The organism is Halomonas sp. LBP4, assembly GCF_003202205.1.
Classification (GTDB): domain Bacteria; phylum Pseudomonadota; class Gammaproteobacteria; order Pseudomonadales; family Halomonadaceae; genus Halomonas; species Halomonas flagellata.
On sequence record NZ_PDOG01000007.1, the window covers coordinates 137,333 to 162,422 of the forward strand.

General features: G+C 63.0%; 21 protein-coding genes and 1 pseudogene. 9 read left to right on the top strand and 13 right to left on the bottom strand.

Annotation, left to right across the window (positions count from 1 at the left end):
• Positions 1–39: 39 nt before the first annotated feature.
• Positions 40–3,765: a methionine synthase gene (metH, locus tag CR157_RS19195; RefSeq protein WP_110285149.1), complete on the bottom strand. Its 3,726-nt coding sequence runs from the start codon at positions 3,763–3,765 to the stop codon at positions 40–42.
• 368 nt (positions 3,766–4,133) lie between these two features.
• Between metH and nfuA the strand changes: the two genes are divergently transcribed.
• Positions 4,134–4,724 carry a Fe-S biogenesis protein NfuA gene (gene nfuA / locus CR157_RS19200; protein ID WP_110285150.1) on the top strand — a complete coding sequence of 197 codons (591 nt, stop codon included), beginning with the start codon at positions 4,134–4,136 and terminating at the stop codon, positions 4,722–4,724.
• Between the two features lie 69 nt (positions 4,725–4,793).
• Here the strand turns inward: nfuA and CR157_RS19205 are convergent, their stop codons facing one another.
• Positions 4,794–5,861 (bottom strand): DNA-binding protein, encoded by a 1,068-nt coding sequence (locus CR157_RS19205; RefSeq protein WP_110285151.1) that lies wholly within the window; start codon positions 5,859–5,861, stop codon positions 4,794–4,796.
• A 284-nt stretch (positions 5,862–6,145) separates the two neighbouring features.
• Here CR157_RS19205 and CR157_RS19210 point away from each other — a divergent pair, with 284 nt between their 5' ends.
• Positions 6,146–7,348, top strand: a complete 1,203-nt coding sequence (locus tag CR157_RS19210) for a tyrosine-type recombinase/integrase (protein WP_110285152.1) — start codon at positions 6,146–6,148, stop codon at positions 7,346–7,348.
• Between the two features lie 27 nt (positions 7,349–7,375).
• A complete protein-coding gene (locus CR157_RS19215) occupies positions 7,376–7,801 on the top strand; it encodes a SufE family protein (protein ID WP_110285153.1) in 426 nt (141 codons plus the stop codon).
• 4 nt (positions 7,802–7,805) lie between these two features.
• Here the strand turns inward: CR157_RS19215 and yidD are convergent, their stop codons facing one another.
• The 10 genes from yidD to gorA all read right to left on the bottom strand — a co-directional run bounded on the left by yidD (position 7,806) and on the right by gorA (position 17,032).
• Complete coding sequence (gene yidD / locus CR157_RS19220; protein ID WP_110285154.1) at positions 7,806–8,153, bottom strand: membrane protein insertion efficiency factor YidD; 348 nt, start codon at positions 8,151–8,153, stop codon at positions 7,806–7,808.
• Positions 8,154–8,158: 5 nt separating this feature from the next.
• Complete coding sequence (gene hisI / locus CR157_RS19225; RefSeq protein WP_110285155.1) at positions 8,159–8,611, bottom strand: phosphoribosyl-AMP cyclohydrolase; 453 nt, start codon at positions 8,609–8,611, stop codon at positions 8,159–8,161.
• A gap of 36 nt (positions 8,612–8,647) precedes the next feature.
• Complete coding sequence (locus CR157_RS19230; protein WP_110285176.1) at positions 8,648–9,103, bottom strand: Fur family transcriptional regulator; 456 nt, start codon at positions 9,101–9,103, stop codon at positions 8,648–8,650.
• 146 nt (positions 9,104–9,249) lie between these two features.
• Positions 9,250–10,239 carry an alpha-L-glutamate ligase-like protein gene (locus CR157_RS19235; protein ID WP_110285156.1) on the bottom strand — a complete coding sequence of 330 codons (990 nt, stop codon included), beginning with the start codon at positions 10,237–10,239 and terminating at the stop codon, positions 9,250–9,252.
• A 5-nt stretch (positions 10,240–10,244) separates the two neighbouring features.
• Entirely contained in the window at positions 10,245–11,750 is a 1,506-nt protein-coding gene (locus CR157_RS19240; RefSeq protein WP_110285157.1) for a UUP1 family membrane protein, read from the bottom strand.
• 42 nt (positions 11,751–11,792) lie between these two features.
• Entirely contained in the window at positions 11,793–12,638 is an 846-nt protein-coding gene (locus tag CR157_RS19245; RefSeq protein ID WP_110285158.1) for an ATP-dependent zinc protease family protein, read from the bottom strand.
• A gap of 294 nt (positions 12,639–12,932) precedes the next feature.
• On the bottom strand, positions 12,933–13,343 hold the full coding sequence (locus tag CR157_RS19250) for an ectoine synthase (protein WP_110285159.1): 411 nt from the start codon (positions 13,341–13,343) through the stop codon (positions 12,933–12,935).
• 100 nt (positions 13,344–13,443) lie between these two features.
• Positions 13,444–14,709, bottom strand: coding sequence for a diaminobutyrate--2-oxoglutarate transaminase (ectB, locus tag CR157_RS19255; protein ID WP_110285160.1), 1,266 nt, complete (start codon positions 14,707–14,709; stop codon positions 13,444–13,446).
• Positions 14,710–14,797: 88 nt separating this feature from the next.
• A complete protein-coding gene (ectA, locus tag CR157_RS19260; RefSeq protein WP_110285161.1) occupies positions 14,798–15,376 on the bottom strand; it encodes a diaminobutyrate acetyltransferase in 579 nt (192 codons plus the stop codon).
• A gap of 291 nt (positions 15,377–15,667) precedes the next feature.
• Complete coding sequence (gorA, locus tag CR157_RS19265; protein WP_110285162.1) at positions 15,668–17,032, bottom strand: glutathione-disulfide reductase; 1,365 nt, start codon at positions 17,030–17,032, stop codon at positions 15,668–15,670.
• 169 nt (positions 17,033–17,201) lie between these two features.
• Between gorA and can the strand changes: the two genes are divergently transcribed.
• From can to CR157_RS19280, 3 genes are all read left to right on the top strand, one after another.
• Positions 17,202–17,852, top strand: a complete 651-nt coding sequence (gene can / locus CR157_RS19270) for a carbonate dehydratase (protein ID WP_110285163.1) — start codon at positions 17,202–17,204, stop codon at positions 17,850–17,852.
• A gap of 188 nt (positions 17,853–18,040) precedes the next feature.
• Positions 18,041–19,345, top strand: a complete 1,305-nt coding sequence (pepQ, locus tag CR157_RS19275; protein WP_110285164.1) for a Xaa-Pro dipeptidase — start codon at positions 18,041–18,043, stop codon at positions 19,343–19,345.
• Positions 19,332–20,393 carry a hydrolase gene (locus CR157_RS19280; protein ID WP_258364236.1) on the top strand — a complete coding sequence of 354 codons (1,062 nt, stop codon included), beginning with the start codon at positions 19,332–19,334 and terminating at the stop codon, positions 20,391–20,393. Before pepQ ends, CR157_RS19280 begins: the two co-directional genes overlap by 14 nt.
• Here the strand turns inward: CR157_RS19280 and CR157_RS19285 are convergent.
• Positions 20,374–20,640 (bottom strand): annotated as a pseudogene (locus CR157_RS19285) (peptide-methionine (S)-S-oxide reductase); the annotation flags it as partial. The gene CR157_RS19280 and the pseudogene CR157_RS19285 sit on opposite strands and share 20 nt — an antisense overlap.
• An 85-nt stretch (positions 20,641–20,725) precedes the next feature.
• Between CR157_RS19285 and CR157_RS19290 the strand changes: the two are divergent.
• The 3 genes from CR157_RS19290 to CR157_RS22410 are packed head-to-tail and all read left to right on the top strand — an operon-like array spanning position 20,726 to position 25,013.
• Entirely contained in the window at positions 20,726–21,826 is a 1,101-nt protein-coding gene (locus tag CR157_RS19290) for a tyrosine-type recombinase/integrase (protein ID WP_110285167.1), read from the top strand.
• A 3-nt stretch (positions 21,827–21,829) separates the two neighbouring features.
• Positions 21,830–23,872, top strand: coding sequence for a site-specific integrase (locus CR157_RS22685; RefSeq protein ID WP_181422120.1), 2,043 nt, complete (start codon positions 21,830–21,832; stop codon positions 23,870–23,872).
• Positions 23,862–25,013 carry a hypothetical protein gene (locus tag CR157_RS22410; RefSeq protein ID WP_146218736.1) on the top strand — a complete coding sequence of 384 codons (1,152 nt, stop codon included), beginning with the start codon at positions 23,862–23,864 and terminating at the stop codon, positions 25,011–25,013. Before CR157_RS22685 ends, CR157_RS22410 begins: the two co-directional genes overlap by 11 nt.
• The last annotated feature ends 77 nt before the right edge of the window (positions 25,014–25,090 follow it).

Consider the following 25,090-nt stretch of genomic DNA (forward strand, 5'->3'; position numbering starts at 1 on the left):
AAGGCGGACCCGCGCGTGAGCGGGCCCGGCGCCTGGCTCTCAGTCGGGGTCGTAGGAGAGTACCGGCGCGAGCCAGCGCTCGAGCTCGGCGAGCGTCATTCCCTTGCGGCTGGCCAGCACCTCGACCTGGTCGCGGGTGATCTTGCCCGTCGAGAAGTACTTCGACTGGGGATGCGAGAAGTACCAGCCGGCCACCGCAGCGGCGGGCCACATGGCGAAGTTCTCGGTGAGGGCGAGGCCGCTGTGGACCTCGGCCTCGAGCAGCCGGAACAGGGTGGCCTTCTCGGTATGGTCGGGGCAGGCCGGGTAGCCCGGCGCCGGGCGGATGCCCTGGTACTTCTCGCCGATCAGTGCATCGTTGTCGAGCGACTCCTCGGGCACATAGCCCCAGAACTCCTTGCGTACCCGCTCGTGGAGGCGCTCGGCGAAGGCCTCGGCCAGGCGGTCGGCCAGTGCCTGCACCAGAATGGCGTTGTAGTCGTCGCCGGCGGCCTCGTAGGCCTTGCTGAGTTCCTCGACGCCGTGGCCGGCGGTGACCGCGAAGCCGCCGATCCAGTCCGGCTTGCCACTCGGCTCTCCATTGGCGTCATAGCGGGGCGCGATGAAGTCGGCCAGGCTATGGCAGACGCCGTCGCGGTTCTTGGTGGTCTGCTGGCGGATATGGTGCAACCGCTCGATCACCTCCGTGCGCGACTCGTCGGCATAGACCTCGATGACGTCGTCGTCGACGCTGTTGGCCGGCCACAGGCCGATCACGCCCCGAGCCTGGATGCGCTTCTCGTCGACCAGCTTGCGCAGCATCGCCCGGGCATCCTCGAAGAGGCTGCGCGCCGCCTCGCCGACCACGGCGTCGTCGAGGATCTTCGGGTACTTGCCGGACAGTTGCCAGCTCATGAAGAAGGGTGTCCAGTCGATGCGCTCGACGAGCTCCTCGAGGTCGTAGTCGTCGAAGGCCATGAGGCCGGTGACGGCGGGGCGGGGCGGCGTGTAGTCCGTCCAGTCGATCGCCGGCTTGCGCTTGCATGCCTCTTCATAGCTGAGGTCGGCGGCCTTGGGGCGGCGCCTGGCATTGCGCTCGCGCACCGTCTCGTACTCGGCACGGATCTCGGCCACATAGGCCGGCTTCTGGCTTGGAGAAAGCAGCTTGCCGGCCACCCCCACGGCCCGCGAGGCATCCGCGACGTAGATCACCGGGTGCTCGTAGCCGGGCTCGATCTTCACCGCGGTATGGGCCTTGGAGGTGGTGGCGCCGCCGATCAGCAGCGGCAGGCTGAAGCCCTGGCGCTGCATCTCCCTGGCCACGTGGACCATCTCGTCCAGCGAGGGGGTGATCAGGCCGGAGAGCCCGATGATGTCGGCGTTCTCGTCGCGGGCGGTCTGCAGGATCTTCTCGGCGGGCACCATCACGCCCAGATCGATCACCTCGTAGTTGTTGCACTGCAGGACCACACCGACGATGTTCTTGCCGATGTCGTGGACGTCGCCCTTGACCGTGGCCATGACGATCTTGCCCTTGGCCTGGGTGTCCTCGTTTTTTGCCTTCTCCGCCTCGATGTAGGGGATCAGGTAGGCCACCGCCTGCTTCATGACCCGGGCCGACTTGACCACCTGGGGAAGAAACATCTTGCCGGCGCCGAACAGATCGCCGACCACGTTCATGCCGTCCATCAGCGGCCCCTCGATCACCTCGATGGGCCGCTCGGCCCGCTGGCGGGCGAGCTCGGTGTCCTCCTCGATGAAGGCGGTGATGCCCTTGATCAGGGCGTGCTCGATGCGCTTCTCGACCTCCCAGGAGCGCCACTCCAGGTCCTCCTTCCTGGCCGGGCCGCTGCCGTCGTCCTTGTACTTGTCGGCCAGGTCGACCAGCCGCTCGGTGGAGTCGCTGCGCCGGTTGAGCACCACGTCCTCGACCGCCTCGCGCAGCTCCGCCGGCAGGTCGTCGTAGACGGCGAGCTGGCCGGCATTGACGATGCCCATGGTCAGGCCGGCGCGGATGGCGTAGTAGAGGAACACCGAGTGGATCGCCTCGCGCACCGGGTTGTTGCCGCGGAACGAGAAGGAGACGTTGGAGACGCCACCGGAGACCAGGGCGTGGGGCAGGTGCTCGCGGATCCACTGGGTCGCCTCGATGAAGTCGACGGCGTAGTTGTCGTGCTCCTCGATGCCGGTGGCGATGGCGAAGATGTTGGGGTCGAAGATGATGTCTTCCGGCGGGAAGTCGAGCTCATCGACGAGGATGCGGTAGGCGCGCTCGCAGATCTCGGTCTTGCGGGCGAAGGTGTCGGCCTGGCCGGCCTCGTCGAAGGCCATCACCACCACGGCGGCGCCGAAGCGCCGACAGGCCGTGGCCTGCTCGCGGAAGGCGTCCTCGCCCTCCTTCATCGAGATCGAGTTGACCACCGCCTTGCCCTGCACGCACTTCAGTCCCGCCTCGATGATTTCCCACTTCGAGGAGTCGACCATGATCGGCACCCGGGCGATGTCGGGCTCGCCGGCGATCAGGTTGAGGAAGCGCACCATGGCCTCCTCGGACTCGAGCATCCCCTCGTCCATGTTGATGTCGATGAGCTGGGCGCCGTTCTCGACCTGCTCCAGCGCCACCTCGAGGGCGGTGGTGAAGTCCTCCTCGACGATCAGCCGCTTGAAGCGTGCCGAGCCGGTGACGTTGGTGCGCTCGCCGACGTTGACGAACAGCGAGTCGGCCTCGATGTTGAAGGGCTCCAGGCCCGACAGGCGGCAGGCGTGGGGGCGCTCGGGCACCCGGCGCGGGGCCAGGCCCTGGATCGCGCGGTGGATCGCCGCGATATGCTCCGGCGTCGAGCCGCAGCAGCCGCCGATGATGTTGACCAGGCCGCTCTCGGCGAACTCGGCGACGATCGTCGCCATCTCCTCCGGGGTCTGGTCGTACTCGCCGAACTCGTTGGGCAGGCCGGCGTTGGGGTGGGCCGAGACGAAGGTGTCGGCCTTGGTGGAGAGCTCCTCGACGTAGGGGCGCAATTCCTCGGCCCCGAGGGCGCAGTTGAGCCCGATGGCGAGCGGGCGGGCGTGGCGCACCGAGTTCCAGAACGCCTCGGTGGTCTGGCCCGAGAGGGTGCGGCCGGAGGCGTCGGTGATGGTGCCGGAGATCATCACCGGCAACCGTTCGCCGCGGGCCTCGAACAGCTCCTCCAGGGCATAGATCGCCGCCTTGGCATTGAGGGTGTCGAAGATGGTCTCGATGAGGATCAGGTCCGACCCGCCCTCGATCAGCGCCGTGGCCGCCTCGTGATAGTTCTCGCGCAGCTGGTCGAAGGTGACGTTGCGCCTGGCCGGGTCGTTGACGTCCGGCGACAGCGAGGCGGTACGCGAGGTCGGCCCCAGCACCCCGGCCACGTAGCGTGGCACGCCGGTCTCCGCGGCCACGGCATCGCACACCTCACGGGCCAGGCGCGCCGACTCCCGGTTGAGTTCCGGCACCAGGTCTTCCATCCCGTAGTCGGCCTGGGAGAGGCGGGTGCTGTTGAAGGTGTTGGTCTCGACGATGTCGGCGCCGGCCTCCAGGTACTCGCGGTGGATGCGGGTCACCAGGTCGGGGCAGGTCAGCGCCAGCAGGTCGTTGTTGCCCTTTAGGTCGGAGGGCCAGTCGCTGAAGCGCTCGCCACGGAAATCGGCTTCCCCCAGGCTGGCGTTCTGCAGCATGGTCCCCATGCCCCCGTCGAGCATCAGGATGCGCCGGGAGAGGCTGTCGGTGAGCGTGGCGGTCAGGGCAGTGGGAACGGCGGCCATGGGTCGGGTCTGTCTCCAGCGTGGGAAGCGTCGGGAATCTCTCGGACTGGCCGCGGGGCGCCTGGGGCGTCTTGTTCGTCTCACCGGGGTGAGCGCATGCGGTCCAGCGGCAGGCTCTCCACCCTCGGGTCGGGTGGTACAGCGGCCGAATCAGCCCGTCATGGTAGCAAAAGCCGGCGCCATGGGGCAGGGGGAGCACGCAGGCGGGTCGTGCCGAGGGGGATGCGGCTATAACCGAGCAATTCACTCGGGATTGTCTCGCGACGCGTGCTCGCTTACCATGAGAGGCATGACATTCCCGGCGCGCGGCGCCCCGACCGGGAGCGGTGGACTCCCCGCCGTGCCGCGGCCCGACCAGCGAGAGCATCATGAGCGACAGCATCCAGATCACCGACAGCGCCCAGGACTACCTTGCCGAGCTGCTCGAGAAGCAGAGCGTCGAGGGCATCGCCGTGCGCATCTTCATCACCCAGCCGGGCACGCCCTACGCCGAGACCTGCCTGGCCTACTGCCGGCCCGGCGAGGAAGAGCCCAGCGACGAGCGTCTCGACCTCGAGAAGCTCGCCGTCTATCTCGACAAGCACAGCATCCCGTTCCTCGAGGAGGCGGTGGTCGACTTCAACGCCGACCGCATGGGCGGCCAGCTGACCATCAAGGCCCCCAATGCCAAGATGCCCAAGGTCAATGCCGACAGCCCGCTGGAGGATCGCGTCAACTACATCCTCTACAGTGAGATCAACCCCGGGCTCGCCGCTCACGGCGGCGAGATCAAGCTGGTCGAGCTCACCGAGAACCAGGTGGCGGTGCTGGCCTTCGGCGGCGGCTGCCAGGGTTGTGCCGCGGTCGACCTGACCCTCAAGGAGGGCGTCGAGCGGACCCTGATGGAGCGTATCCCGGAGCTGGCCGGCATCCGCGACGTGACCGACCATACCGACACGACCAACGCCTATTATCGCTGAACTGCGCGGGTCGGTCTCTGGGGTCTGACCCCATAGGGCCTCCCGGCGCGGGCAACCTGGCGACGGCACTTACGGCTGGCTCGACCGTTTCGAAGGCTCCGCATCGGCGGGGCCTTCGTCGTTTTTGGTCTCGGCCTCCGGCTCGTCCTTCGGGATTGCCTCGCCACCCCGCGCCGTCACCGGGGTCTGCCAGAGGCAGCGGTTGAGCTGTGCCTCCAGCTCGCGCAGCCGGCGCACCTGATCCTCCAGCAGCCGCTTCTGCTCGTCGATGCGTGCCTGCAGCAAGACCTGCTCATGCTGCAGTGTCCGGGTTCGCTCCTCGGCCTGATGGCGAGCCCACTCAGTCTCCCGGTGACGCTTCTCCTCCTCGGCCAGGGCGCCACGTGCTTCCTGCACCAACTGCTGCGCCCGCTCCAGTCGCGCCTCGAGTTGCTGCAGTCGCTGGGCATGGCTCTTGTCGGCGGCCTGTCGCTCCCGGCGCGCCTCGTCGAGCAGGGACATCAGCCGCGCCTCGGCGCTCTCGTGGCGCTCCTCCTCCTGGGCCAGCCGCTCGCGATGCTGCGTCTCGCGCTCCGCCAGCGCCTGCTGGTGCTCGTGCGCCCGACGCTCGTTCTCCGCCTGCAGGCGCGCCAGCTGCTCCTCGAGCCGGTCGGCACGGGTGGCGAGGCGTGCCTGCTGCTCCGCCAGCGCCTCGCGCTCGGCCTCGCTTCGTGCCAGGGCAGCGCTGCGCTCCTCCAGTCGTTGTTCGGTGCTGGCCAGATGGGTGGCCAGGGCCGACTCGCGCTGTTCGGCATCCTCCGCCTGGCGCCTGGCCTCGCCGACCTCGTCCCGGGCCGCCTTCACCTGCTGGTTGGCCTCCTCGCGATAGTGGCCCAGCGCCTCCCCGGCGGCTTCCTGGGCCCTGTCCCACAACGCCTCGGCCAGCTCCTGCAGCCCCTCGGGCATGCCGCGGGGCGGGGGCAGGTCACGGTTCTCTTCCCGGCGGGTGCGCCAATGGCGCAGGTGCTCGCTGATGGTGGTGAAACTCCCGGTCCCCAGCACCTCACGCACCTTCTGCACACTGGGTGATTCGCCCCGGGCCAGCAGATCATCGATCGCCCGTTGCACGTCCTCGTAACGCACTCCACTGCGTGCCATGCGGTTCTCCTTGGTCGGTCGCTCGGCCGGGTGACGCCGGCGAGCCGTCGGGGCGGCTGTCGCCCTCCCTTTCCCTTCGCAGGATACCCCATGGCGCCACACCAGGGAAGGTTATTACATAATACGTAAAGCGTAATTTTATTTACGACAAAGACAATAAAAGCAAGATTACCCGGCTTATCTTGATTTTATTTCACTATGGCCGGACAATCTGCCGGCAGCAAACGGGCCGCTGGGAGGCCGATGGCGAAGGAGGGAGGGGCGATGCGAACGAGGAGGCGAGCATGAGCGATGGCCGGGAAGGGCCGGAAGACCGCGCGATAGCCGACGACTCTGCCGACACGGCGATCCTGTTGTCGCGCCCCCGGCCGCCAGCCGGTGTGCGCATCGAGGCCGGCAGCGATGCCGAGGCCGTGGCCCGGTGGCTGGCGGAATACCGCGCCAGCCCCCGGACCCGGGCGGCCTATCGTCGCGAGGCCGAGCGGCTGCTGTTGTGGCTGCAGGGTCACGGGCTCGGCCTCGGCGGGGTGCGCCGCGAGCATCTCGACGCCTTCGAGGCCTTCCTCGCCGACCCGCGCCCGGCCCACCGCTGGGTGGGGCCGCCGCGCCCGCGACACAGTCCCGACTGGCGCCCCTTTCGTGGCCCGCTGTCGCCGGCCAGCCGCCGCCAGAGCCTGGTGATCCTCCAGGGGCTCTTCGCCTGGCTGGTGGAGGCCGGCTGGGTCGACCACAACCCCTTCCGGCTGATGCGCGACAAGCGGCGGCGGCTCGACAACCGCCAGGGTGGGATCGAGCGCTACCTGGAGAAGCCGCTATGGGATTGGCTATGGGGCTGGCTCACCAGGCCGCTGGAGGAGGGCGCCTCGCGACGGCGGCGCTTCGAGGCCGAGCGCCGGCGCTTCGCGTTCGGCTTTGCCTACCTGCTGGCCCCGCGGGTCGGCGAGATGGCCGCGGCGCGCATGGGTGACTTCGTGCGCCGCGAAGGGCGCTGGTGGTGGCGGGTGGTGGGCAAGGGCGACAAGGCGGCACGGATCCCGGTGCCGCCCGACATGCTGGCCCTGCTGGCAGCGTGGCGAGCCGCGCTGGGACTGTCGCCGCATCCGGCACCGGACGACGACGGTCCGCTGCTGCGAGCCCTGGATGGCAGGCGCGGCCTCGGCGACAACCGGCTCTACCGGTTGATCCGCGAGACCTTCCGCGACGCCGCCACCGCGCTGGAGAGGGAGCTGGGGGAGGGCGCCCGGGCCGAGGTGCTGTGCCTGCGTCGTGCCACCCCGCACTGGCTGCGGCATACCGCCCTGACCCACCAGGCCCAGGCCGGGGTGGAGCTGCGCTACCTCGCCGGCACCGCGCGCCATGCGCGGCTCGATACCACGGCCCGTTACCTGCACGCCGAGGACGAGGAGTGGCATCGCCAGCAGTCGGCCCATGGCCTGGCGCCCCGCGCCGTTGCCAGAGATCGTGATGGCGGCCCCGACACGTTATAATGGTGACAACCCCTTCAAGGAGGCGTCATGAGTTCCGAGATCACCGCCGAACAGGCCCAGCGGGAGCTGCTGGACGAGTTCGAGATATTCGACAACTGGATGGATCGCTACCAGTACATCATCGACATGGGCAAGCAGCTGCCTGATTTCCCCGAGGAGTGGAAGACCCCCGAGCGGAAGATCCAGGGCTGCCAGTCCAATGTCTGGATGCACCATTGTCGCGACGGCGAGGTGCTCCATTTCGATGCCGTCTCGGACGCCGCCATCGTTTCCGGGCTGATCGCCGTGCTGATGCGCATCTACAACGACCGCCCGGCGACCGAGATCCGTTCCACCAGCCCGCACTTCCTCAAGGACCTGGGGCTCGACAAGCATCTCTCGCCGACCCGCAGCAACGGCCTGAACAGCATGCTGGCACGCATCTACGAGGTCGCGGAGCGGGAAGCGGCCTGAACGGTCACTGCCGGCGCCGGCCCTGCGGCCGGCAGGAGAAGTGCTCGTCCAGCTCGTCGTCTTCGCGACACAGCGCCTCGCTGGGCCCGCCCGGCACCGGGTCGATGCCGCCGTCGCTGCCGGGGTGACAGCGCACGATGCGTCTCGCCGCCAGCCAGCCCCCCTTGAAGGGTCCGTGCACCCGGATCGCCTCTACCGTGTAGTGGGAGCAGCTCGGCCAGAAGCGACAGCGAGGGCCGAGCAGGGGGCTGATCAGGTACTGATAGACCCTTACCAGGCCGACCATGACCAGCCCCAGGGCACGGCCGAGCAGGCGGAGCGGCCGGCGCAGCCAGGCGGCGAGGCAGGGCATGGGGCTCAGCCCTCTTTCCCGGACCGGCCGTAGAGGGTGGCCGGGTCGATCAGCGGGTCACTGGTGATGCGCGCGCGGTCCTCCTCGAGCGCCACGTAGAAGCAGCTGCGCCGACCGGTATGGCAGGCGGGACCCGTCTGGTCGACCTGCAGCAGCAGGGTGTCGCCGTCACAATCCAGCGCCGCACCCGCGAGATGCTGCTGTTGGCCGGAGGACTCGCCCTTGCGCCATAGCCTGCCGCGGGAACGCGACCAGTAGCAGACACGCCGGGTGCGTAGCGTCTCCTCCAGCGCCTCGCGGTTCATCCAGGCCATCATCAGTACCTCGCCGCTGTCGTGCTGCTGGGCGATGGCGGGGATCAGGCCGTCGGCATTGAAGCGTACCGCGGCGAGTATCTCGGCCAGGGGGTGCCGGCTGTCGATGGTGGCCTGCTCGAGGCGCTTGAAGGTGTCACTCATGCGGACTCCGGGTGATGGCTCGAAAGGGAAGGGCGCTCACTGCTCGCCGGCGACGGCCTGGAGGCAGGCCTCGCAACGGCCAAGCAGCTCGATGGTCTGGCGGTCGACACGAAACCCCAGGTCTCGGGCGCGCCGTACCAGTTGGGCATTGACGTCGTCCAGGTGGAGTTCCTCGACGCGGCCGCAATGGCGGCAGATCAGCAGTTGGAAGCCGTGGGCATGCTCGGGACAGGGGCAGGCCACGTAGGCGTTGAGCGACTCGATGCGATGCACCAGTCCCTGGTCGATGAGAAACTCCAGGGCCCGGTAGATGGTCGGCGGCCGAGCCGCGGCGTGCTCCGTCGCCAGCCGGTCGAGGAGATCATAGGCCTTGAGGCCGCCGGGGGAGTCGGCGATCATCTCCAGCACGCGCCGCCGGATCGGCGTGAAGCGCGCGCCGCGACGCTGGCATTGCCGTTCGGCCTGATGCATCAGGGCACGGGAGTCGGTCATGGTGGCCATGCGGTGACTGAGTGGAATGCCATATTCTACGCGGCGGGCGGCGAGGGAGCCAGTCGGCGCCCCTCAGCCCCAGGGCAATCGCCGTTACCCAAAGCGAGAGGCGCCGGGGACGTTACCGCCATCTGCGATAGCCCTGCTCAGCCCACGGCAACGGCCGGCAGCTCCGGTTCGGTCTCGCGCAGCTCGCTCTGCCGGGCGAAGTGCTGCTGGGCGAAGGCCACCCGCTGCTCGGGTGTGCTGCCTTCCGGCTGTCGCTCGATCAGGTCGAGGCGGGGCCTGAGTCCCTCGCCATTGGCCATCTGGATGGCCAGCCCGGGGCGGGCATTGAGCTCCAGCAGCATGGGGCCGAGATCCCGGTCGAGGACCATGTCGGTGCCGAGATACCCGAGCCCGGTCATCTCGTAGCAGCCGGCGGCCATCAACAGCAGGGTGCGCCAGCCCGGGATCCGCAGGCTGACCAGCTCGTGGCCGGTATCCGGATGGTCGTGGCGGGTGCGGTCGAACTGCACGCTGCGGATGGCGGTGCCGCTGGCGATGTCGAGCCCCACGCCCACCGCGCCCTGGTGCAGGTTGGCCTTGCCATCGGAGGCGGCCGTGGAAAGGCGCATCATGGCCATGACCGGAAAGCCGCGGAAGACGATCACCCGGATGTCCGGGACCCCTTCGTAGGTGTACTCCGAGAGACTCTCGTCGAAGTTGATCAGCGCCTCGACCACCGCCACGTCCGGTGACCCGCCCAGGGAGTAGAGCCCGGAGAGGATGTTGGAGACGTGGCGCTCGATGTCCTCGAGCCTGAGCTGGGCGCCGCTGGGTTTGACGTAGAGACCGTCGGCGCTGTGCTCGATGACCAGGATCCCCTTGCCGCCGCTGCCCTTGGCCGGCTTGATGACGAAGCCGTGGTGGCCCTCGAGCATGGTGCGCAGCTGCTTGACACCGAACTGGGTCGTCACGGTGCCGATCAGCGCCGGCGTGGTGATGCCGTGCTCCTGGGCCAGCAGCTTGGTCTTGAGCTTGTCGTCCACCAGCGGATAGAGCCGTCGGCTGTTGTAACGGCCGATATAGCGGATGTTGCGCCGATTCATGCCGATGATGCCCTTGGTGCGAAGCTTTTCGGGGGTCGTCCACATGGGGCTCAATCCTCGGTGACGGGCTTGAAACGGCGCAACTCCAGCAAGCGGTAGCCGGTATAGTTGCCGAGCAGCAGGATCAGTGCCATCAGTATCAGCTGGACCCCCAGGAAATTGAAAGTGATATGACGGATCCAGGGGTTGTTCATGGCCAGGTAGGCGAGCACCGCGGTGAGCAGGCTGCCGCCGCCCTGGATCAGCACCTCCTTGGGCCCCTCTTCTTCCCACAGGATCGACATCCGCTCGATGGTCCAGGAGAGGATGATCATCGGGAAGAAGGTGATGGTCAGGCCGGCGTTGAGGCCGAAGCGGTACGAGAGCACCGAGAACAGCGAGATGATGGCGATCACCGTGATGATCACCGCCGTCACCCTCGCCACCAGCAGCAGGTTCAGATAGGACAGGTAACTTCGGATCACCAGGCCCACGGCGACGACCAGCAGGAAACCGACCAGCCCCGTGATCAGGGTGGTCTGGATGAAGGCCAGTGCAATCAGCACGGGCATGAAGGTGCCCGACGTCTTGATGCCGACCAGCACCCTGAGAATCACCACCACCAGGGCACCGATGGGGATCAGCAGGATGGTCTGAAACAGTGCCTGCTCCTCGAGCGGCAGGCTGTGGATCGAGAAGTTGAGCAGGGTGTCGTCGGCCAGTTGATTGCGCACCGCGGCGGCGGCGGGCTGGTTGTGGGTGAGCATCGAAAAGGTCACCCGGGAGTTGGTCGCCCCCTGGACCTCCAGCACCGCCTGGCCGGCGGACTCCCAGAGCAACAGGTTGTCGGGGCGGCCCTGCTCGCCGGTCGCCGGGTTGAACAGCGCCCACTCCTCTTCATCGAAGACCTGCACCCAGGAGGTCAGGCTCTGGCGTCGCCGGCCATCCTCGAGCATCAGGCCGCTGACCTCCCGAGCCGGCACCCCGGCCTGGTTGAGCAGGCGGACCAGCAGGGGGCTGCGCTCGAACTGGGTCAACAGCAGGCGGGCGTTCTCGCCCTGACGCTCATCGCCGAAGTCGCGGATCAGCTCGCGGGCGAAGGTGAAGGCGTCGGCACTGCGCCCCCAGGCACGCTCGATCACCTGGGCCGCGGCGGTGTCGTAGGGGCGCTCCCAGACGATGTCGCGCTGCAGGGGAGGGGGCTCGACCTCCGGCGCCCGCGCGCCCGGGGCCACCAGCAACTGTGCGGTGTAGTAGAGCTGCTGGTCGCCGGCCGCCTCGCGGATCGACCACTGGGCGCGTCGGCCACGCTCGTCCTCGAGGAAGGCCAGCCCGAAACCGGGGGAGGCCGTGTTCTCGGTCAGCAGCCGGAAGCCCTGCTGGTTGGCGGGCAGGGCCATGTCGACCTTGACCGGGCCATTCTGGGCGTTGAAATTGACCTGGGCCTCGACCTCCCAGACCTGGCGCTGCTCGCCGGGCGTCCAGGGAACCTCGAGCTGTACGTGTCGATGCAGGCTCATGGCGATACCGACTACCAGCAGCAGGCCGACGATCAGATAGAAGGGCAGTCGTGACATGGATCATCCTTGGAAGGGTCGGGCGCCTGGTCAGCCGGCGCTTCAGGCTTCTTCTTCGTCATCTCGGTCCCCGGTCTCGTCGCGGTCGGCTTCCTCTGCCGGACGCCCGCCGGGAAATTCCGGGCGCTCATGCAGGTAGCTCTCCGCCACATCGATCACCGCGATATCCATCAGGAACCGCCGTCCCAGCAGCACCGGGTAGTTGAGATGCGAGCGGTCGTTGAGGGTGAATTCCACCGTCTCGCGTATCGGCCCCAGGGTCATCAGCAGGCTGACCACCGGCCTGGAGTGCTCGCCGGTCGCCTGGTGGATGCGCACGCGACGCTCTATCGGTGCCTCGATCCAGTCGTCGCGAACCCCTTCGACGGCCACGTCCTTCTCGCCCAGGCCGAGCTTGAACCGCACCCAGTCCTCGCCGTCACGCTCGAAGCGAGTTACCTCGGTGGCCGAGAGCGAGGAGGTGTTGGCCCCGGAGTCGACTCGCGCCTTGAGGTAGGTGCCGACATCCGGCAGGCCGACCCACTCACTGCGGCCGACCACGGCCTTGTTGGCCAGCCCGAGCTCGTCGGCGGCGCACTCCCGGGACATGACGACCGGTTCGCCATCGCCATGCTCCAGGCGCTCGATGTCGGCACGCAGGTGGCCCAGCAGGCTGCCGAGCTCACGCACCTCGGTATGCATCAGGTCCTGGCGGTGGAACTGTTCGGCGAGCCGCTCCTGCTGCACGTCACAGCGCGAGGCCAGGTCGGTCTCCAGGCGGTCGATGCGCATCGCGAATTCATCGGGTGTCAGCACCGGCGGCGGCTCGGGGCGGTCGCTTGGCAGGGCGCAGCCGGTCACCAGCAGGGCGAGGGATAGGGCTCCGGTGTGCAGCAGGCGTTGTCGCATGGGGTGAGGAAGATCCTATGAATGGTGGCGTGATGATAAGGAGTCGCTGGCTGCCTTGTCCAACGTCCAACGCCGGATGCTGGAGCGCCGAGGTTGAGTTGGCTCCATGCGGGGACGCGAGCCAGTCATGATTTAACATAATATACATTATACGAACCCACGGCTGGCCTGGTCCCGGATGAGTCGCTCGCTGGCCCCCGGCTCTCGCTTGACGAATCCTCCCTGAACCATACGGCGTCGCCCCCGGCTCATGCGAACCAGGGGCGACGTCGAGGCGCTTCGCGCCATCGGGACTCAGAGCGGCTTGTCGTCGTCGGCCTCGGCGGGCGCGTAGGAGCCATCCTCGCGATGCACCTCGTGACCGGTCAGGCCCGGTGTGAAGACGCATGCCAGGTGCATGGTCTTGCTCGCCCGCAGCAGATGCTCGTCATGTTGATCGAGGATATAGATGTCGCCCGGCTTGATCGGCCAGATCTTGCCGTCGGCCAGGGTCTCCACCTCGCCTTCGCCCTCGATGCAGTAGACCGCCTCGAAGTGATGCTTGTAGTGGATGTGGGTTTCGGTCCCTGCGTAGATCCGCGTGACATGGAAGGAACAGTTGCCGCCATCGTCGGCCAGCGACAGGCGGGTGCTGTCCCAGTTGCCGTTCTCGGCCTTGACCAGGCGGTCGGTCTGGCGTGCTTCCTCGAGGTTGCGAACGATCATGGGTGAACTCCGATGTATGGGGTATCGATGACGGGCCGGTCGTCCAGGGACCGGCCGATGACCGGGCCGCCGCCGAATCGGCGCGCGGCCCTCCAGACTATCAGCTCAGCGCCTGCTTGACGCTGGTCTCGAGGATGTCCAGGCCTTCCAGCAGATCCTCGTCGGTGATGGTCAGCGGGCAGAGGCACTTGACCACTTCGCCGTCCTGGCCGCTGGTCTCGATCACCAGGCCGTTCTCGAAGGCCCTGGCGGTGATCTTGTCGGCGATCTCGCCGCTGCCCACGTCGATGCCGCGCATCAGGCCGCGGCCACGCTCGGAGGCCTCGATGCCCTGCTCGCTGATCCAGGCGGCGATCTGCTGGAAGCGCTCGGCGACCACCCTGCCCTTGCGCTGGACATCACGCTCGAAGCTGTCGTCGCGCCAGTAGTGCTTGAGTGCCGCCGCGGCGGTGGTGAAGGCCAGGGCGAAGCCGCGGAAGGTGCCGTTGTACTGGCCGGGCTTCCACTGGTCGAGCTCGGGGCGCATGAGCACGTGGGAGAACGGCAGGCCGAGCCCGGACAGTGACTTGGAGTTGGTGACGATGTCGGGTACGACGCCGGCATGCTCGAAGCTGAAGAACTTGCCGGTACGGCCGCAGCCGGCCTGGATGTCGTCGATGATCAGCAGGATGTCGTGCTCGCGACAGATGCCTTCCAGGCGCTTGAGCCACTCGAGACCGGCGACGTTGATGCCGCCCTCGCCCTGCACGGTCTCGACGATCACCCCGGCCGGTACGTCCAGGCCACCGGATTTGTCGCCGAGCAGCTTCTCGAAGTAGTCCAGGGTGTCGGTGGCGTTGCCCAGGTAGCCGTCGTAGGGCATGAAGGTGCCGCCCACGGTCGGTACGCCGCCGGTGGCCTCACGGAACTTGCGGTTGCCGGTGGTGGCCAGGGCGCCCATGGTCACGCCGTGGAAGCCGTTGGTGAAGGTGACGATGTTGTGCCGTCCCTTGGCATTGCGGGCCAGGCGAATGGCGGCCTCGACGGCGTTGGTGCCGGTCGGCCCCGGGAACTGGACCTTGTAGTCCAGGCCGCGCGGCTTGAGGATCAGCTCCTCGAGGGTCTCGAGATAGTCGCGCTTGGCGGCGGTCCAGAAGTCCAGGCCGTGGATGATGTTGTCCTCGGCGAGGTAATCGAGCAGTGCCTGCTTGATCTTCGGATTGTTGTGGCCGTAGTTGAGGGTGCCGGCGCCGGCGAGAAAGTCGATGTATTCGCGACCGTCCTCATCGGTCAGACGGGCATTGCGCGCCTGGGTGAAGACCACTGGAAAGGAGCGGGAATAGGTCCGGACTTCGGATTCCATGCGTTCGAGGATCTGGGTCTGCATCTGGCGACCTCCTTGTGAGAAGACGAATCGGATAGGCATGGCGGGGCCGACCTGCGACCACACGCCAGGCAGGAAAGTGCGGGGTGACTCAGAGGCGATCGGTCTGGAAGGGACCGATGCGCACCAGGTTCTCCGGGTCGTGCTCGCCGCCGAGTTGATCGGTGGAGAAGTACTCGCGGCTGTTGAGCGGGGCCTGCCAGCGGTCGGCCAGGCGGCGGAACAGCCCCCAGGAAGCCTGGTTGTCGGGGGTGATGGTGGTCTCGAGGTGGTGAACCTCGGCCAGCTCGGCACGGCTCATGACGGCTTCCACCAGGCGGCGTGCCAGCCCGGTGCCGCGGGCCTTCTCGCCCACCGCCACCTGCCACAGGAAGTAGGTGTCCGGGGCATTGCTCTTCACGTAGCCGGAAACGAAGCCGACGATCTCGCCCTCCTCGTTGGTGGCCACCGCGCAGGTATCACGGAACTGGGTGGCCAGGAGCAGATAGGCGTAGGCGGAATTCACGTCCAGCGGCGGACAAGACTTGACCAGCTCGTAGATACCCCAGCCGTCATCGGGGTTGGGCTTGCGGATGAACAGGGGCATCGCATCGAACCCTACCACGGCATCGGCCACGCTGGGGCGTGCCAGATCGGCGGAGGGTGTGAAGGGCTCTGTCGTTGTATTCATGGTGGCGTTTCGCTGTAGCGAATTTGCTGGGCATTATAACAGCGGCTTATTTCATTTCAAAGCGGCGATTATTCTGTCGCACCATATCCATAACGGAAAATTATACTGGCGATGATCGACCGCCTGAAACGCCTCGTGGCGGGTCGGCGTCAGGTCCGACGGGGCACTAGCTTCAGTCTAGCCCGTTTTTCACCACTCTCCCGGTCGGTCGACTGTTGAAATGTCCTTCCCTGTCAGCACCACGGGCCACCCGGAGGGGCGGCCCGTGGTGCTCGTATGGCGCGGGACGATTCAGCGGCGGGTCGGGGTCCCCATGGTGACGAACTCCTCGGCGCCGGTGGGATGGATGCCCACGGTGGCATCGAAATCGGCCTTGGTGAGCCCGGCACGCACGGCGATGCCGATGCCCTGGATCACCTCCCCCGCCTCCTCGCCCACCATGTGGGCGCCGACGACCACGTCGCTCTGGTCATCGACGATCAGCTTCATCAGGCAGCGCTCGCTGCTGCCGGACAGGGTGTGCTTCAGGGGGCGGAAATCGGCAGTATAGACACGGATCTCCCCGCACGCCTCGCGGGCCTGTTCCTCGGAGAGGCCCACGGTGCCGATATTGGGATGGCAGAACACTGCGGTGGCGATATTGCGGTAGTCGAGTGGCGCCTTCGGTGGTGTCTCGCCGAAGTGGTGCTGCACCATGTGCATCGCCTCGGCCAGCGCCACGGGGGTCAGCTCCGGGCCGCCGGTGACGTCGCCCAGCGCCAGGATCGAGGGCACCGAGGTCTCGAAGCGATCATTGACACGCAGGTGCCCCCCCTCGGTCAGCTCGATGCCGAGGCCGTCGAGGCCGAGTCCCTCGAGGTGTGGCTTGCGGCCGGTCGCGGCCAGCACCGCGTCGACCTCGAGCTGTTCGCCGTTGGTCAGGGTCACCAGCAGGCCGTCGTCGACCTTCTCGATCGACTCCACGTTGGCCTCGAAGTGCAGGTCGACGCCCTTCTTGGCCATCTCGTCCCGGGTGAATTCGCGCACCTCGCGGTCGAAGCCGCGCAAAAAGAGCTCCCGGCGATAGACCAGGTGGGTCTCGCTGCCCAGGCCATTGAAGATGCTGGCGAACTCGACGGCGATATAGCCGCCGCCGAGTACCAGGAAGCGGCGCGGGAAGGTGTCCAGGTCGAAGATCTGGTTGGAGTTGAGTGTCAGCTCGCTGCCCGGGAACTCGGGTACCCAGGGCCAGCCCCCCACGGCGACCAGGATCCTGGCGGCACTGATCGTCTCGCCGGCGATCTCCACGCGGTGGGCATCCACCACCCGGGCGCGGCCGTTGATCAGGCGCACCCCGGCAGTGTCGAGCAGCCGGCCGTAGATGCCGTTGAGGCGCTTGATCTCGCCGATCTTGTTGTCGCGCAGGGTCGCCCAGTCGAACTCGGGCGCTGCCGGCAGCCGCCAGCCGAAGCCGCCGGCATCCTCGAAGGTGTCATGGAAGTGGGCCGCATGGGAATACAGCTTCTTCGGCACGCAGCCCACGTTGACGCAGGTGCCGCCCAGGTAGCGATCCTCGGCCACGGCGACGCGGGCCCCGGTGGCTGCCGCGGTGCGGGCGGCACGCACGCCGCCGGAGCCCGCACCGATGACGAAAAGATCGTAGTCGAACTCGGACACGTGATTCTCCTGCTCAGGGATGGGCCGCAAGGTAGCCCGGGAAACGAAATGCCGCCATGATACCAGCCCTGCCACAGCCCCGGGAGGGCTGGCGGTTGACCGCTCGGGAGCGTAGCGGTAAAAGGGGCTGCCCCGCCGTCAACCACCCACCACTCGAGGAAATGCCGCCATGAACAAGGACATCCAGGACCTGCTCGAGAACAACCGCGCCTGGGCCGAGCGCATGTGCCGGGAGGATCCCGACTACTTCTCGCGACTCTCGCAGCAGCAGAACCCCGACTACCTCTGGATCGGCTGCTCCGACAGCCGGGTGCCGGCCAACCAGATCATCTCGCTGCCCCCGGGCGAGGTGTTCGTCCATCGCAACGTGGCCAACCTGCTCCACCACAACGACCTCAATGCCTTGTCGGTATTGCAGTACGCGGTGGAGGTGCTCAAGGTGCGCCACATCATGGTGGTCGGCCACTACGGCTGCGGCGGGATACGCGCCGTGGTCGGTGGTGGCGACAACGGCATGGTGGACATCTGGCTGCACTCGGTACGCGAGCTCTATGCCCGCCACCGCGAGGAGTTGGCCTCCCTTGCCCCGGACGCCCAGGTGGACCGCATGTGCGAGCTCAACGTCAAGGCCCAGGTCTCCAACCTGTGCTGCACCAAGATCGTCCAGCACGCCTGGCAGCGCGGCCAGGAGCTGGCGGTGCACGGCTGGGTCTACGGCCTGGCCGACGGGCGCGTCAAGGACCTCGACTGCACGGTCTCCGGCCTCGACCAGGCCACCACCCTCTATCGCATCGACCGGCTGACCCCCGCCGGCGATTGAGGCGAGTCGCGGCAGCCGCTGCTGCTCAACCTGATCGCCAAGCCCGGCTATATCGCCGGCGGCAGCATCCGCTTCGATGGCCAGGAGCTCCCCGGACGTGGCCTGCGCCACATGTGGCGCAGGCTGCCCGCCCACGTCGATAATGATGGTGTCCCCTATCCCTTCGATGACCCAAGACGGAGTCCGTGATGCCCACCCCCGACCTCGCCGCCGCCCAAGGACGCCACCTGGACGCCCTGGCCCGGGCCTACGCGAAGATCCTGACCGCCGAAGGCTATGATGGGGTGTTGCTCTACAGCGGTCACGCCCACCGTCACTTCGGCGACGACCAGACCGCCAGCTTCGCCGCGTTCGGCCACTTCCTGCACTGGGTGCCGATGGCCGGCCTGGAGCATGGCTGGCTGCTGATTCGTCCCGGAGCCAGGCCGACGCTCTATTTCCATGCCCCGGCGGACTTCTGGCACCTGACGCCTCGGCTGCCCGAGGAGGCCTGGGTCGAGGCCTTCGAGGTCGAGTTACGCTCCGAGACGGCCCCGCCGTCGCTACCCGCCGGGCGCTTCGCGATACTCGGCGAGGTCGATGCCGAGCTGGCCTCGGCGCTGGGCGCCGAGGCCAACCCCGAGGCCCTGACCCGGGCCCTGAACGAGCTGCGGGTACACAAGAGCGATTACGAGGTGGCCTGCCTGCGCGAGGCCAATCGCCGGGCCCTGACCGGCCATCGGGCGGCCCGGGAGGCCTTCCTGGCCGGGGGCGCCGAGCTGGACTGCCAGCTCGCCTACCAGGGGGCCGCCCGGGTCCGCGAGAGCGAGCTGCCCTACCAGAACATCGTCGGCCTCAATGCCCACGGCGGCGTACTGCACTACCAGCACTACACCATCGACGCCCCGGCCCGGCACCGCAGCCTGCTGCTCGACGGCGGCCACCGTTACCGCGGCTACTGTGCCGACATCACCCGCACCTGGCCCGGCCCCGACGCCGACCCGGCCTTCGCCCCGTTGGTCGAGGGTGTCACGACCCTGCAACAGCGGCTGGTCGCCGCCCTGCGCCCCGGGGTGAGCTATGTCGAGCTCCATGAGCGGATGCACGCGGGTCTCGGGGAACTGCTGGCCGAACACGGCCTGGTGCGGTGTTCACCGGGAGCGGCGGTGGCCACGGGCATCACCCGGGCCTTCTGCCCTCACGGCCTGGGCCACCTGCTCGGGCTGCAGGTCCACGACGTGGCCGGGCGGGTCGCCGCCGATGGCAGCCCCCTTCCTCCGCCGGCCGGCCATCCGGCCCTGCGCCTGACACGGGAACTGGAAGCGGGCATGGTGGTCACCATGGAACCGGGGCTGTACATCATTCCCATGCTGCTCGAACGGTTCCGTGACAGCCACGACATCGACTGGCACAGGGTCGAGGGGCTGGCCGACCACGGCGGCGTCCGCATCGAGGACAACGTGCTGGTCACCGCCCAGGGGCCCGATAACCTGACGCTTCATGACGCCGAGTGACACCGCCATGTCCGGCCGATTGCATCACGCCACCTTTCGACCACCCACGGGGCTCGCCAACCGCCACGTCCAGACCCTGCTGCCGCGACTGCTGCCGCGTCCCGGCGTCAAGCGCGACGTCGAGATCCTCGAGCTGCCGGATGGCGACTTCGTCGAGCTGGCGTGGGTGCGCCCGGCACCGGCCCGAGCGGACGCCCCCCTGTTCGTGCTCTTCCACGGCCTGGAGGGCTCCTTCGACTCGCCCTACGCGCGCCATCTGCTGGGCATGGCCGCGGGGCTGGGCTGGCGCGCCGTGCTCATGCACTTCCGCGGCTGTGGCGGCACCCCCAACCGACTGCCACGGGCCTATCACAGTGGCGACACCGCCGATGCCTACTGGCTGATCGGCCAACTCGCCCACCGTTACCCGCGTGCCCTCAAGGTCGCGGCCGGGGTCTCGCTGGGGGCCAACATGCTGGTCAAGCTGGTGGCCGAACAGGGTGGTGACGGCCTCGACCTGGCCGGCGCCATCGCCATCGGCGCCCCGCTCGACCTGGCGGCCTGCGCCGATACCCTGCACCAGGGCGTCGCGCGTCTCTACGAGCGCCACCTGCTGGCCTCGTTGAAGGCCAAGGTGGCGCCGCGGCTGCAGGCCGGCGAACTGCCGCTGGCCCTGGATCGACGCCGGCTCGCCGGGCTCGACAGCCTGCGCGCCTACGACGATGCCGTGACCGCGCCGCTGCATGGTTTCGACGGCGCCGCCGACTACTACCGACGCGCCTCGGCCGGCCCCCTGCTCGGCGAGCTCGAGCTCCCTACCCTGCTGCTTCACGCCGATGACGACCCCTTCATGCCGGCGGGGTTGTTCGAGCGACTGCCCGACCCCTCGGCCTCGGTACGGGTGGAGATCGCCCACCATGGCGGACACCTGGGCTTCATGGAGTGGCGAGACGGACGCCTGCGCTCCTGGTTGTCACGCCGGGTGGGCCGGCAACTGGAGGACTGGGCCAGGCCCGCGGGACAGGAGGTCTGGCCGGCTCTTCGACGGGTCACCCGGTCGGACAGCTGACCCCGGTGCCTCGCAGGCCACAGTAGCCCCCGGGGTTCTTGGCCAGGTACTGCTGGTGATACTCCTCGGCGTAGTAGAACGCCTCGAGGGGGGCGATCTCGGTGGTGATCCTGCCCCCGCCGGCGCGCTGCAGCGCTTGCTGGTAGGCATCACGGGTGCGGCGGGCCAGCTCCAGTTGGTCGTCGTCCGTCACGTAGATCGCCGAACGGTACTGGGGGCCGATGTCATTGCCCTGGCGGTTGCCCTGTTAGAATGACGTGATGTACGTGGTGATCCACCTAAACTTAGCTCATTCTGTTCATCCTATTAAACCACAGCCAATGGGTTAACCAATGATAATAACTATAAGAGCATCTTTTAAGCCATCTAAAGACAGTAGGCTGTCAAAGTCTTCCTATAAAATCCCCCAATTCTTTGAAAATGATGGTACGCCGATAACTTTGGCAAACCGATACTTTCACCACCTCTCTTTAAAGCTCGTAGAAAAAAGCATAAAAACTGAAGCTGAGCACATGAAAGAGTTCCTTATTTTCACTTCAAGCTCCGGGATAGACATCGAGAGCGTAACAAGTTTTATATTTGATTCGTATGTTTCAGCACTATGTGCCTATACTAAGAAATCAGGAGAATGCCTGCGGTGGAATACTGTTAACAGTCGAACAAATGGAGTATACAGGTTTCTAAAATGGGGCTGCAGGAGAAAGCTCCTACCCCACATTAAAATATATGACCTGGACTCTGTAAAAGATTCCGCAAGGCAGAGGTACAGAGCAACTGCATATATGCCACAAGAAATAAAATCCCCAATAAATTTTTTACTTCTAGAAGATGCAGTAACTTTTATAAACACCTTGGAAAGCAAGACAGGATCTAAAGACCCAAGCATAAAGCTAAGGAATAAGCTGATAGGGTCTCTCATGCTTCAATGTGGCTTACGCGTTTCTGAAGTATGCGAATTCCGAATCTCTCAACTTCCCGAATATAATCATGGAGGATACTTTGCACCTTGCAAAGTGATAGGCAAAGGTGGAAAAGCTAGGGCTGTGCCAATTCCAAATGATTTGGTGTTGAAGCTTTGGGAATATGTAGATTTTAACAGGCAGCATGTAATGGATAATGCCAGAGGTGATAGCTCATATCAAGACGCCATATTTTTAAGTAAGTCGGGCAAGAAGCTCACTGTTAACTATGTGCAAAAACTATTTAGAAATATCGGGCGCGAGTTGAACTTCACCGCTAACCCTCACATACTAAGGCATACATTTGCAACATATCATTACCTATTCAACAAAGACTTGCCATTACTTGCTAAAATCCTTGGGCATGAATCAGAAACAACAACACACCAATACTACGTACATACTGCATCGCTAGTAGCATACTCTGGCACTTATACTGACTTTCAAAAAACAATAGACGAGCTACTGAGTTAAGCCATGGAAAAACCAAAATACCCTACCCTACAGAGCATCCAGGGTGACGAAAAGAAAGCGGAAGAGACGCTGCAATTTACTATTGTATGCAAAAACTCTAAGAAGAGATATTACTATGACCTTGACGCCAGGTTGGGAAACATCCGAATCCCTGAAATCACAAAAGTGGTCTCTTGGTCATTATATAGACTTAGAGACACTATGGGACATAAGACAAGAATAACAATATTAGAAGCATTGCCGAAATTCCTCTGGTTCTTAAAGTCGAACGAAGTAGATACCCCAGAGCAACTAAACTCACACACATTGATAAAATTTTCCGAAACATTAAAAAATGATGCTGCGCTTAGCTATTCCACAGCAGGCTCTCTATATAGAAAACTTTCAAATGTTTTTAGGGAGATGGCCAAACACCCTAGAGTCAACGATGACTTCCAGCCACAAAAAAATTCATTCCCAAAGTCAGAGACATTGAAATCTGCGACTCTAGGGTACTCTGAACAGGAGATGAAGCAAATAATAAAAACAACAGTGCTCGCTTTGCGAGAGCAAAGAATCAAACTAGAAACAGAGTATGAGCCGACATGGCTTGGTAAACCACCCCCTATAGACGATGTTGCTCCCCAGAACAAATCCACGGGAAGGCGATCATTTTGGTATAGCGATGAGTATATAATCTGGTGGTGGGAAAATAATTGTGCATGCGAGAAGCTCACTCACAGTGACATCATAAAAATCAAGCAGGGAAATATGTTTTATGAGGTGACAAGAAAAAAATATGGCAGCTTGGGATTGTTCTATGACTTCATAGGGGCTGAAAAAAACTACAAACCTAAATATATAGGAAAAGCACCCCCTGTTACTTATTTAACTCCTTGGAGAAAAAAAGACTACCTCGACTGGTATTGGGAAAACAAGGTAAGCTGCAAAGCTCTCTCTTCTGTGGAGTTAAATAAAAAGCACCCAGAGTTTTGGCGTGCTATGCAAGAATACCATGGAGGTAAAATACAGAGCTTCTATAGAGAAAAGGCGGTCTCGGTTTGGGTCAGCTCTTATGACTTGATACCGTACTATCTAATGCTATTAATCAGGACAGGACTGAATCCAGCAACGATTCAGGGGCTTACAATTGACTGCCTCATTGAAGACCCTCTGGACAAAGATAAATACCAAATAGACTGGACTAAATTCCGCTCTTTCAAAAAAGGAAAAACTATCCCATCAGGAGTTGAGGGTGACTCTTGGCCTGCCATGATCATTAAACGCATTATAGGTATAACAAGCAGATTCAGGGAGCCAGGACAGAAAGAATTATGGATTGCCACAGCTAACAGATTTAAAAAGCCTCTGCCAATTGAGGGACCTGCATTTAAAAGATCGGTAAGGAAGTTTTCTAAAGCTCACTCACTGGTTGCAGATAACGGTGATTTTCTACACATCCATGCAAAAAGAATTAGGCCTACAATTGCATGGAACGAATACCTGAGGACCGAGGATTTACAGTATGTACAGGCTTTGTTAGGTCACTCTAAAGTTTCAACCACTGCAGACTATCTTAAAAACTACGACAACCCATTGTTAAGAACTAGAAGAGCAATACATCAAGAAGCTATTTTCCAAGGATTATCAGGAGGCATTGATCTAGAAAAAAACAAACATAACAGGCATAATAAAATCGAAATGCATGATACTCTTTTAAACCATTGCAAAGATCCATATAACTCTCCTGTCGCAGGAGAACGTCATGGGCAAGCATGTGGCGCAGATAGTGAAGTTTGCCTTGGGTGTCAAAATCTAGTAATAACCCACATAGATATCAAAAAATATTTTTGCTTCATTAGATTCCACGAGCATTTAGTGGGGTGTGGGGATATCTCCCAAGAGGAGTTCGAAAAATCTGTTAAGAATAAAAAAGCGATGTGGGAATCTAGTATCCTCCCTAAGTACGACAAAGATGTTATAGAAATAATTGCTACTGATGCTGTAAAAAAACCGATTCCCGTGTGGGATATATCCTTGTATGAGATAGAAAAAAATGGAAAATAAACCAATCCTTAGTATAACGAACCTTGCTGAGACACCTGAAAAATATTCGCTAAGCTCGATAAAAGACATACCCGTTACTGAAAGATCGAAGATCAGAATTTCAAAGCGATCATTCTATTCCGACACTAGCTGGGATTTTAATGAGGAGCTTATTGAGATCCCAAGATCTGAGGCGATTATCAATTTTAATTTTCTTCTCCCTGATGGAAGTCGGCTCGACACTCCTAAAAACAACATCTATCTCACTATGGTGAAAGAGTATGTCTACTCTTTGATCTTCGACCCAATACCGTCCAACCCAAAAGTCACAACAATACGCCATAGTATGAGAAGAGGAATAAAGTCTCTAGTATGTTTTATGTGGGAAAACGCTATCACTTACTTTTCCCACTTAAATGAGCATGATATGGCCAGGTTTCATCAGTATGTTTTAGATAGGGAAAACTCTTCGAGTGGTGCAATAACAAATAGAACTCTATCGGCAAGAGTCGCTGGCTTAACTTGGTTATACCAGCAGTCTAACAAAATGCTAGATGGAATAAGAGTATGGCCTTTAGGCGACTTCAATACGGAAAGTGAGTGGTGTAAGCACCATGCTCAAAAGGTTTTACCAAGGCACGCTTCTACCACAGTAGAGATGCCAGACAGTGTAGCAACTCAAATATTTGAGAATGCGCTTCATGACCTCACTTATTCTGACTCGGTGTTAGAAGTTTATAGCAAACACAAGGGGCACGACTTCAAGATCAAGAGAACATTTCTGAAAAATACTGTCGGACCAAAAAAATGGAAGGTTGAAGCTTTAAACCCGTTTGACTGGAGTGAATATGGGTTCCGTAACAGCCATGATGTCAAATCTCTTAGAGCGAGGATAACCGCTGCGGGGTACATTGTTATTGCTTTTCTGACAGGCATGCGCATGCATGAGGTATTAAGTATCCGTTCGGGTGTTGACAAAAACTGGGAGGAAAAAGAAGTACGTATAGGGGATCTTAGAAAAAAACTGTACTTCATAAAATCAAAAACTAGAAAGCTCGAAAGGAACCCCACTGATTATTTATGGCAAACAGTACCAATCGCTAAGAGAGCACTTGAATCTCTAGATAAAATTAAGACGCTTAATCCCCCAGTGTCAGGATGAGTGTCGTGCCCTCTGATACCCTGTTCTTAACATCCAGGGGGCGATAGGAGCCGCTCATGCCTCGCTACTCCGAGGAA

Coding starts and splice junctions, on each gene's coding strand:
- hisI (WP_110285155.1), bottom strand. CDS start 8,611: ATGAGTGACACCTTCAAGCGCCTCGAGCAGGCCACCATCGACAGCCGG.
- ectB (WP_110285160.1), bottom strand. CDS start 14,709: ATGCAGACCCAGATCCTCGAACGCATGGAATCCGAAGTCCGGACCTAT.
- nfuA (WP_110285150.1), top strand. CDS start 4,134: ATGAGCGACAGCATCCAGATCACCGACAGCGCCCAGGACTACCTTGCC.
- ectA (WP_110285161.1), bottom strand. CDS start 15,376: ATGAATACAACGACAGAGCCCTTCACACCCTCCGCCGATCTGGCACGC.
- pepQ (WP_110285164.1), top strand. CDS start 18,041: ATGCCCACCCCCGACCTCGCCGCCGCCCAAGGACGCCACCTGGACGCC.
- can (WP_110285163.1), top strand. CDS start 17,202: ATGAACAAGGACATCCAGGACCTGCTCGAGAACAACCGCGCCTGGGCC.
- CR157_RS22410 (WP_146218736.1), top strand. CDS start 23,862: ATGGAAAATAAACCAATCCTTAGTATAACGAACCTTGCTGAGACACCT.
- CR157_RS19205 (WP_110285151.1), bottom strand. CDS start 5,861: ATGGCACGCAGTGGAGTGCGTTACGAGGACGTGCAACGGGCGATCGAT.
- CR157_RS19250 (WP_110285159.1), bottom strand. CDS start 13,343: ATGATCGTTCGCAACCTCGAGGAAGCACGCCAGACCGACCGCCTGGTC.
- CR157_RS19240 (WP_110285157.1), bottom strand. CDS start 11,750: ATGTCACGACTGCCCTTCTATCTGATCGTCGGCCTGCTGCTGGTAGTC.
- CR157_RS19280 (WP_258364236.1), top strand. CDS start 19,332: ATGACGCCGAGTGACACCGCCATGTCCGGCCGATTGCATCACGCCACC.
- CR157_RS19290 (WP_110285167.1), top strand. CDS start 20,726: ATGATAATAACTATAAGAGCATCTTTTAAGCCATCTAAAGACAGTAGG.
- CR157_RS19245 (WP_110285158.1), bottom strand. CDS start 12,638: ATGCGACAACGCCTGCTGCACACCGGAGCCCTATCCCTCGCCCTGCTG.
- CR157_RS19235 (WP_110285156.1), bottom strand. CDS start 10,239: ATGTGGACGACCCCCGAAAAGCTTCGCACCAAGGGCATCATCGGCATG.
- CR157_RS19210 (WP_110285152.1), top strand. CDS start 6,146: ATGAGCGATGGCCGGGAAGGGCCGGAAGACCGCGCGATAGCCGACGAC.
- metH (WP_110285149.1), bottom strand. CDS start 3,765: ATGGCCGCCGTTCCCACTGCCCTGACCGCCACGCTCACCGACAGCCTC.
- CR157_RS19215 (WP_110285153.1), top strand. CDS start 7,376: ATGAGTTCCGAGATCACCGCCGAACAGGCCCAGCGGGAGCTGCTGGAC.
- yidD (WP_110285154.1), bottom strand. CDS start 8,153: ATGCCCTGCCTCGCCGCCTGGCTGCGCCGGCCGCTCCGCCTGCTCGGC.
- CR157_RS22685 (WP_181422120.1), top strand. CDS start 21,830: ATGGAAAAACCAAAATACCCTACCCTACAGAGCATCCAGGGTGACGAA.
- CR157_RS19230 (WP_110285176.1), bottom strand. CDS start 9,103: ATGACCGACTCCCGTGCCCTGATGCATCAGGCCGAACGGCAATGCCAG.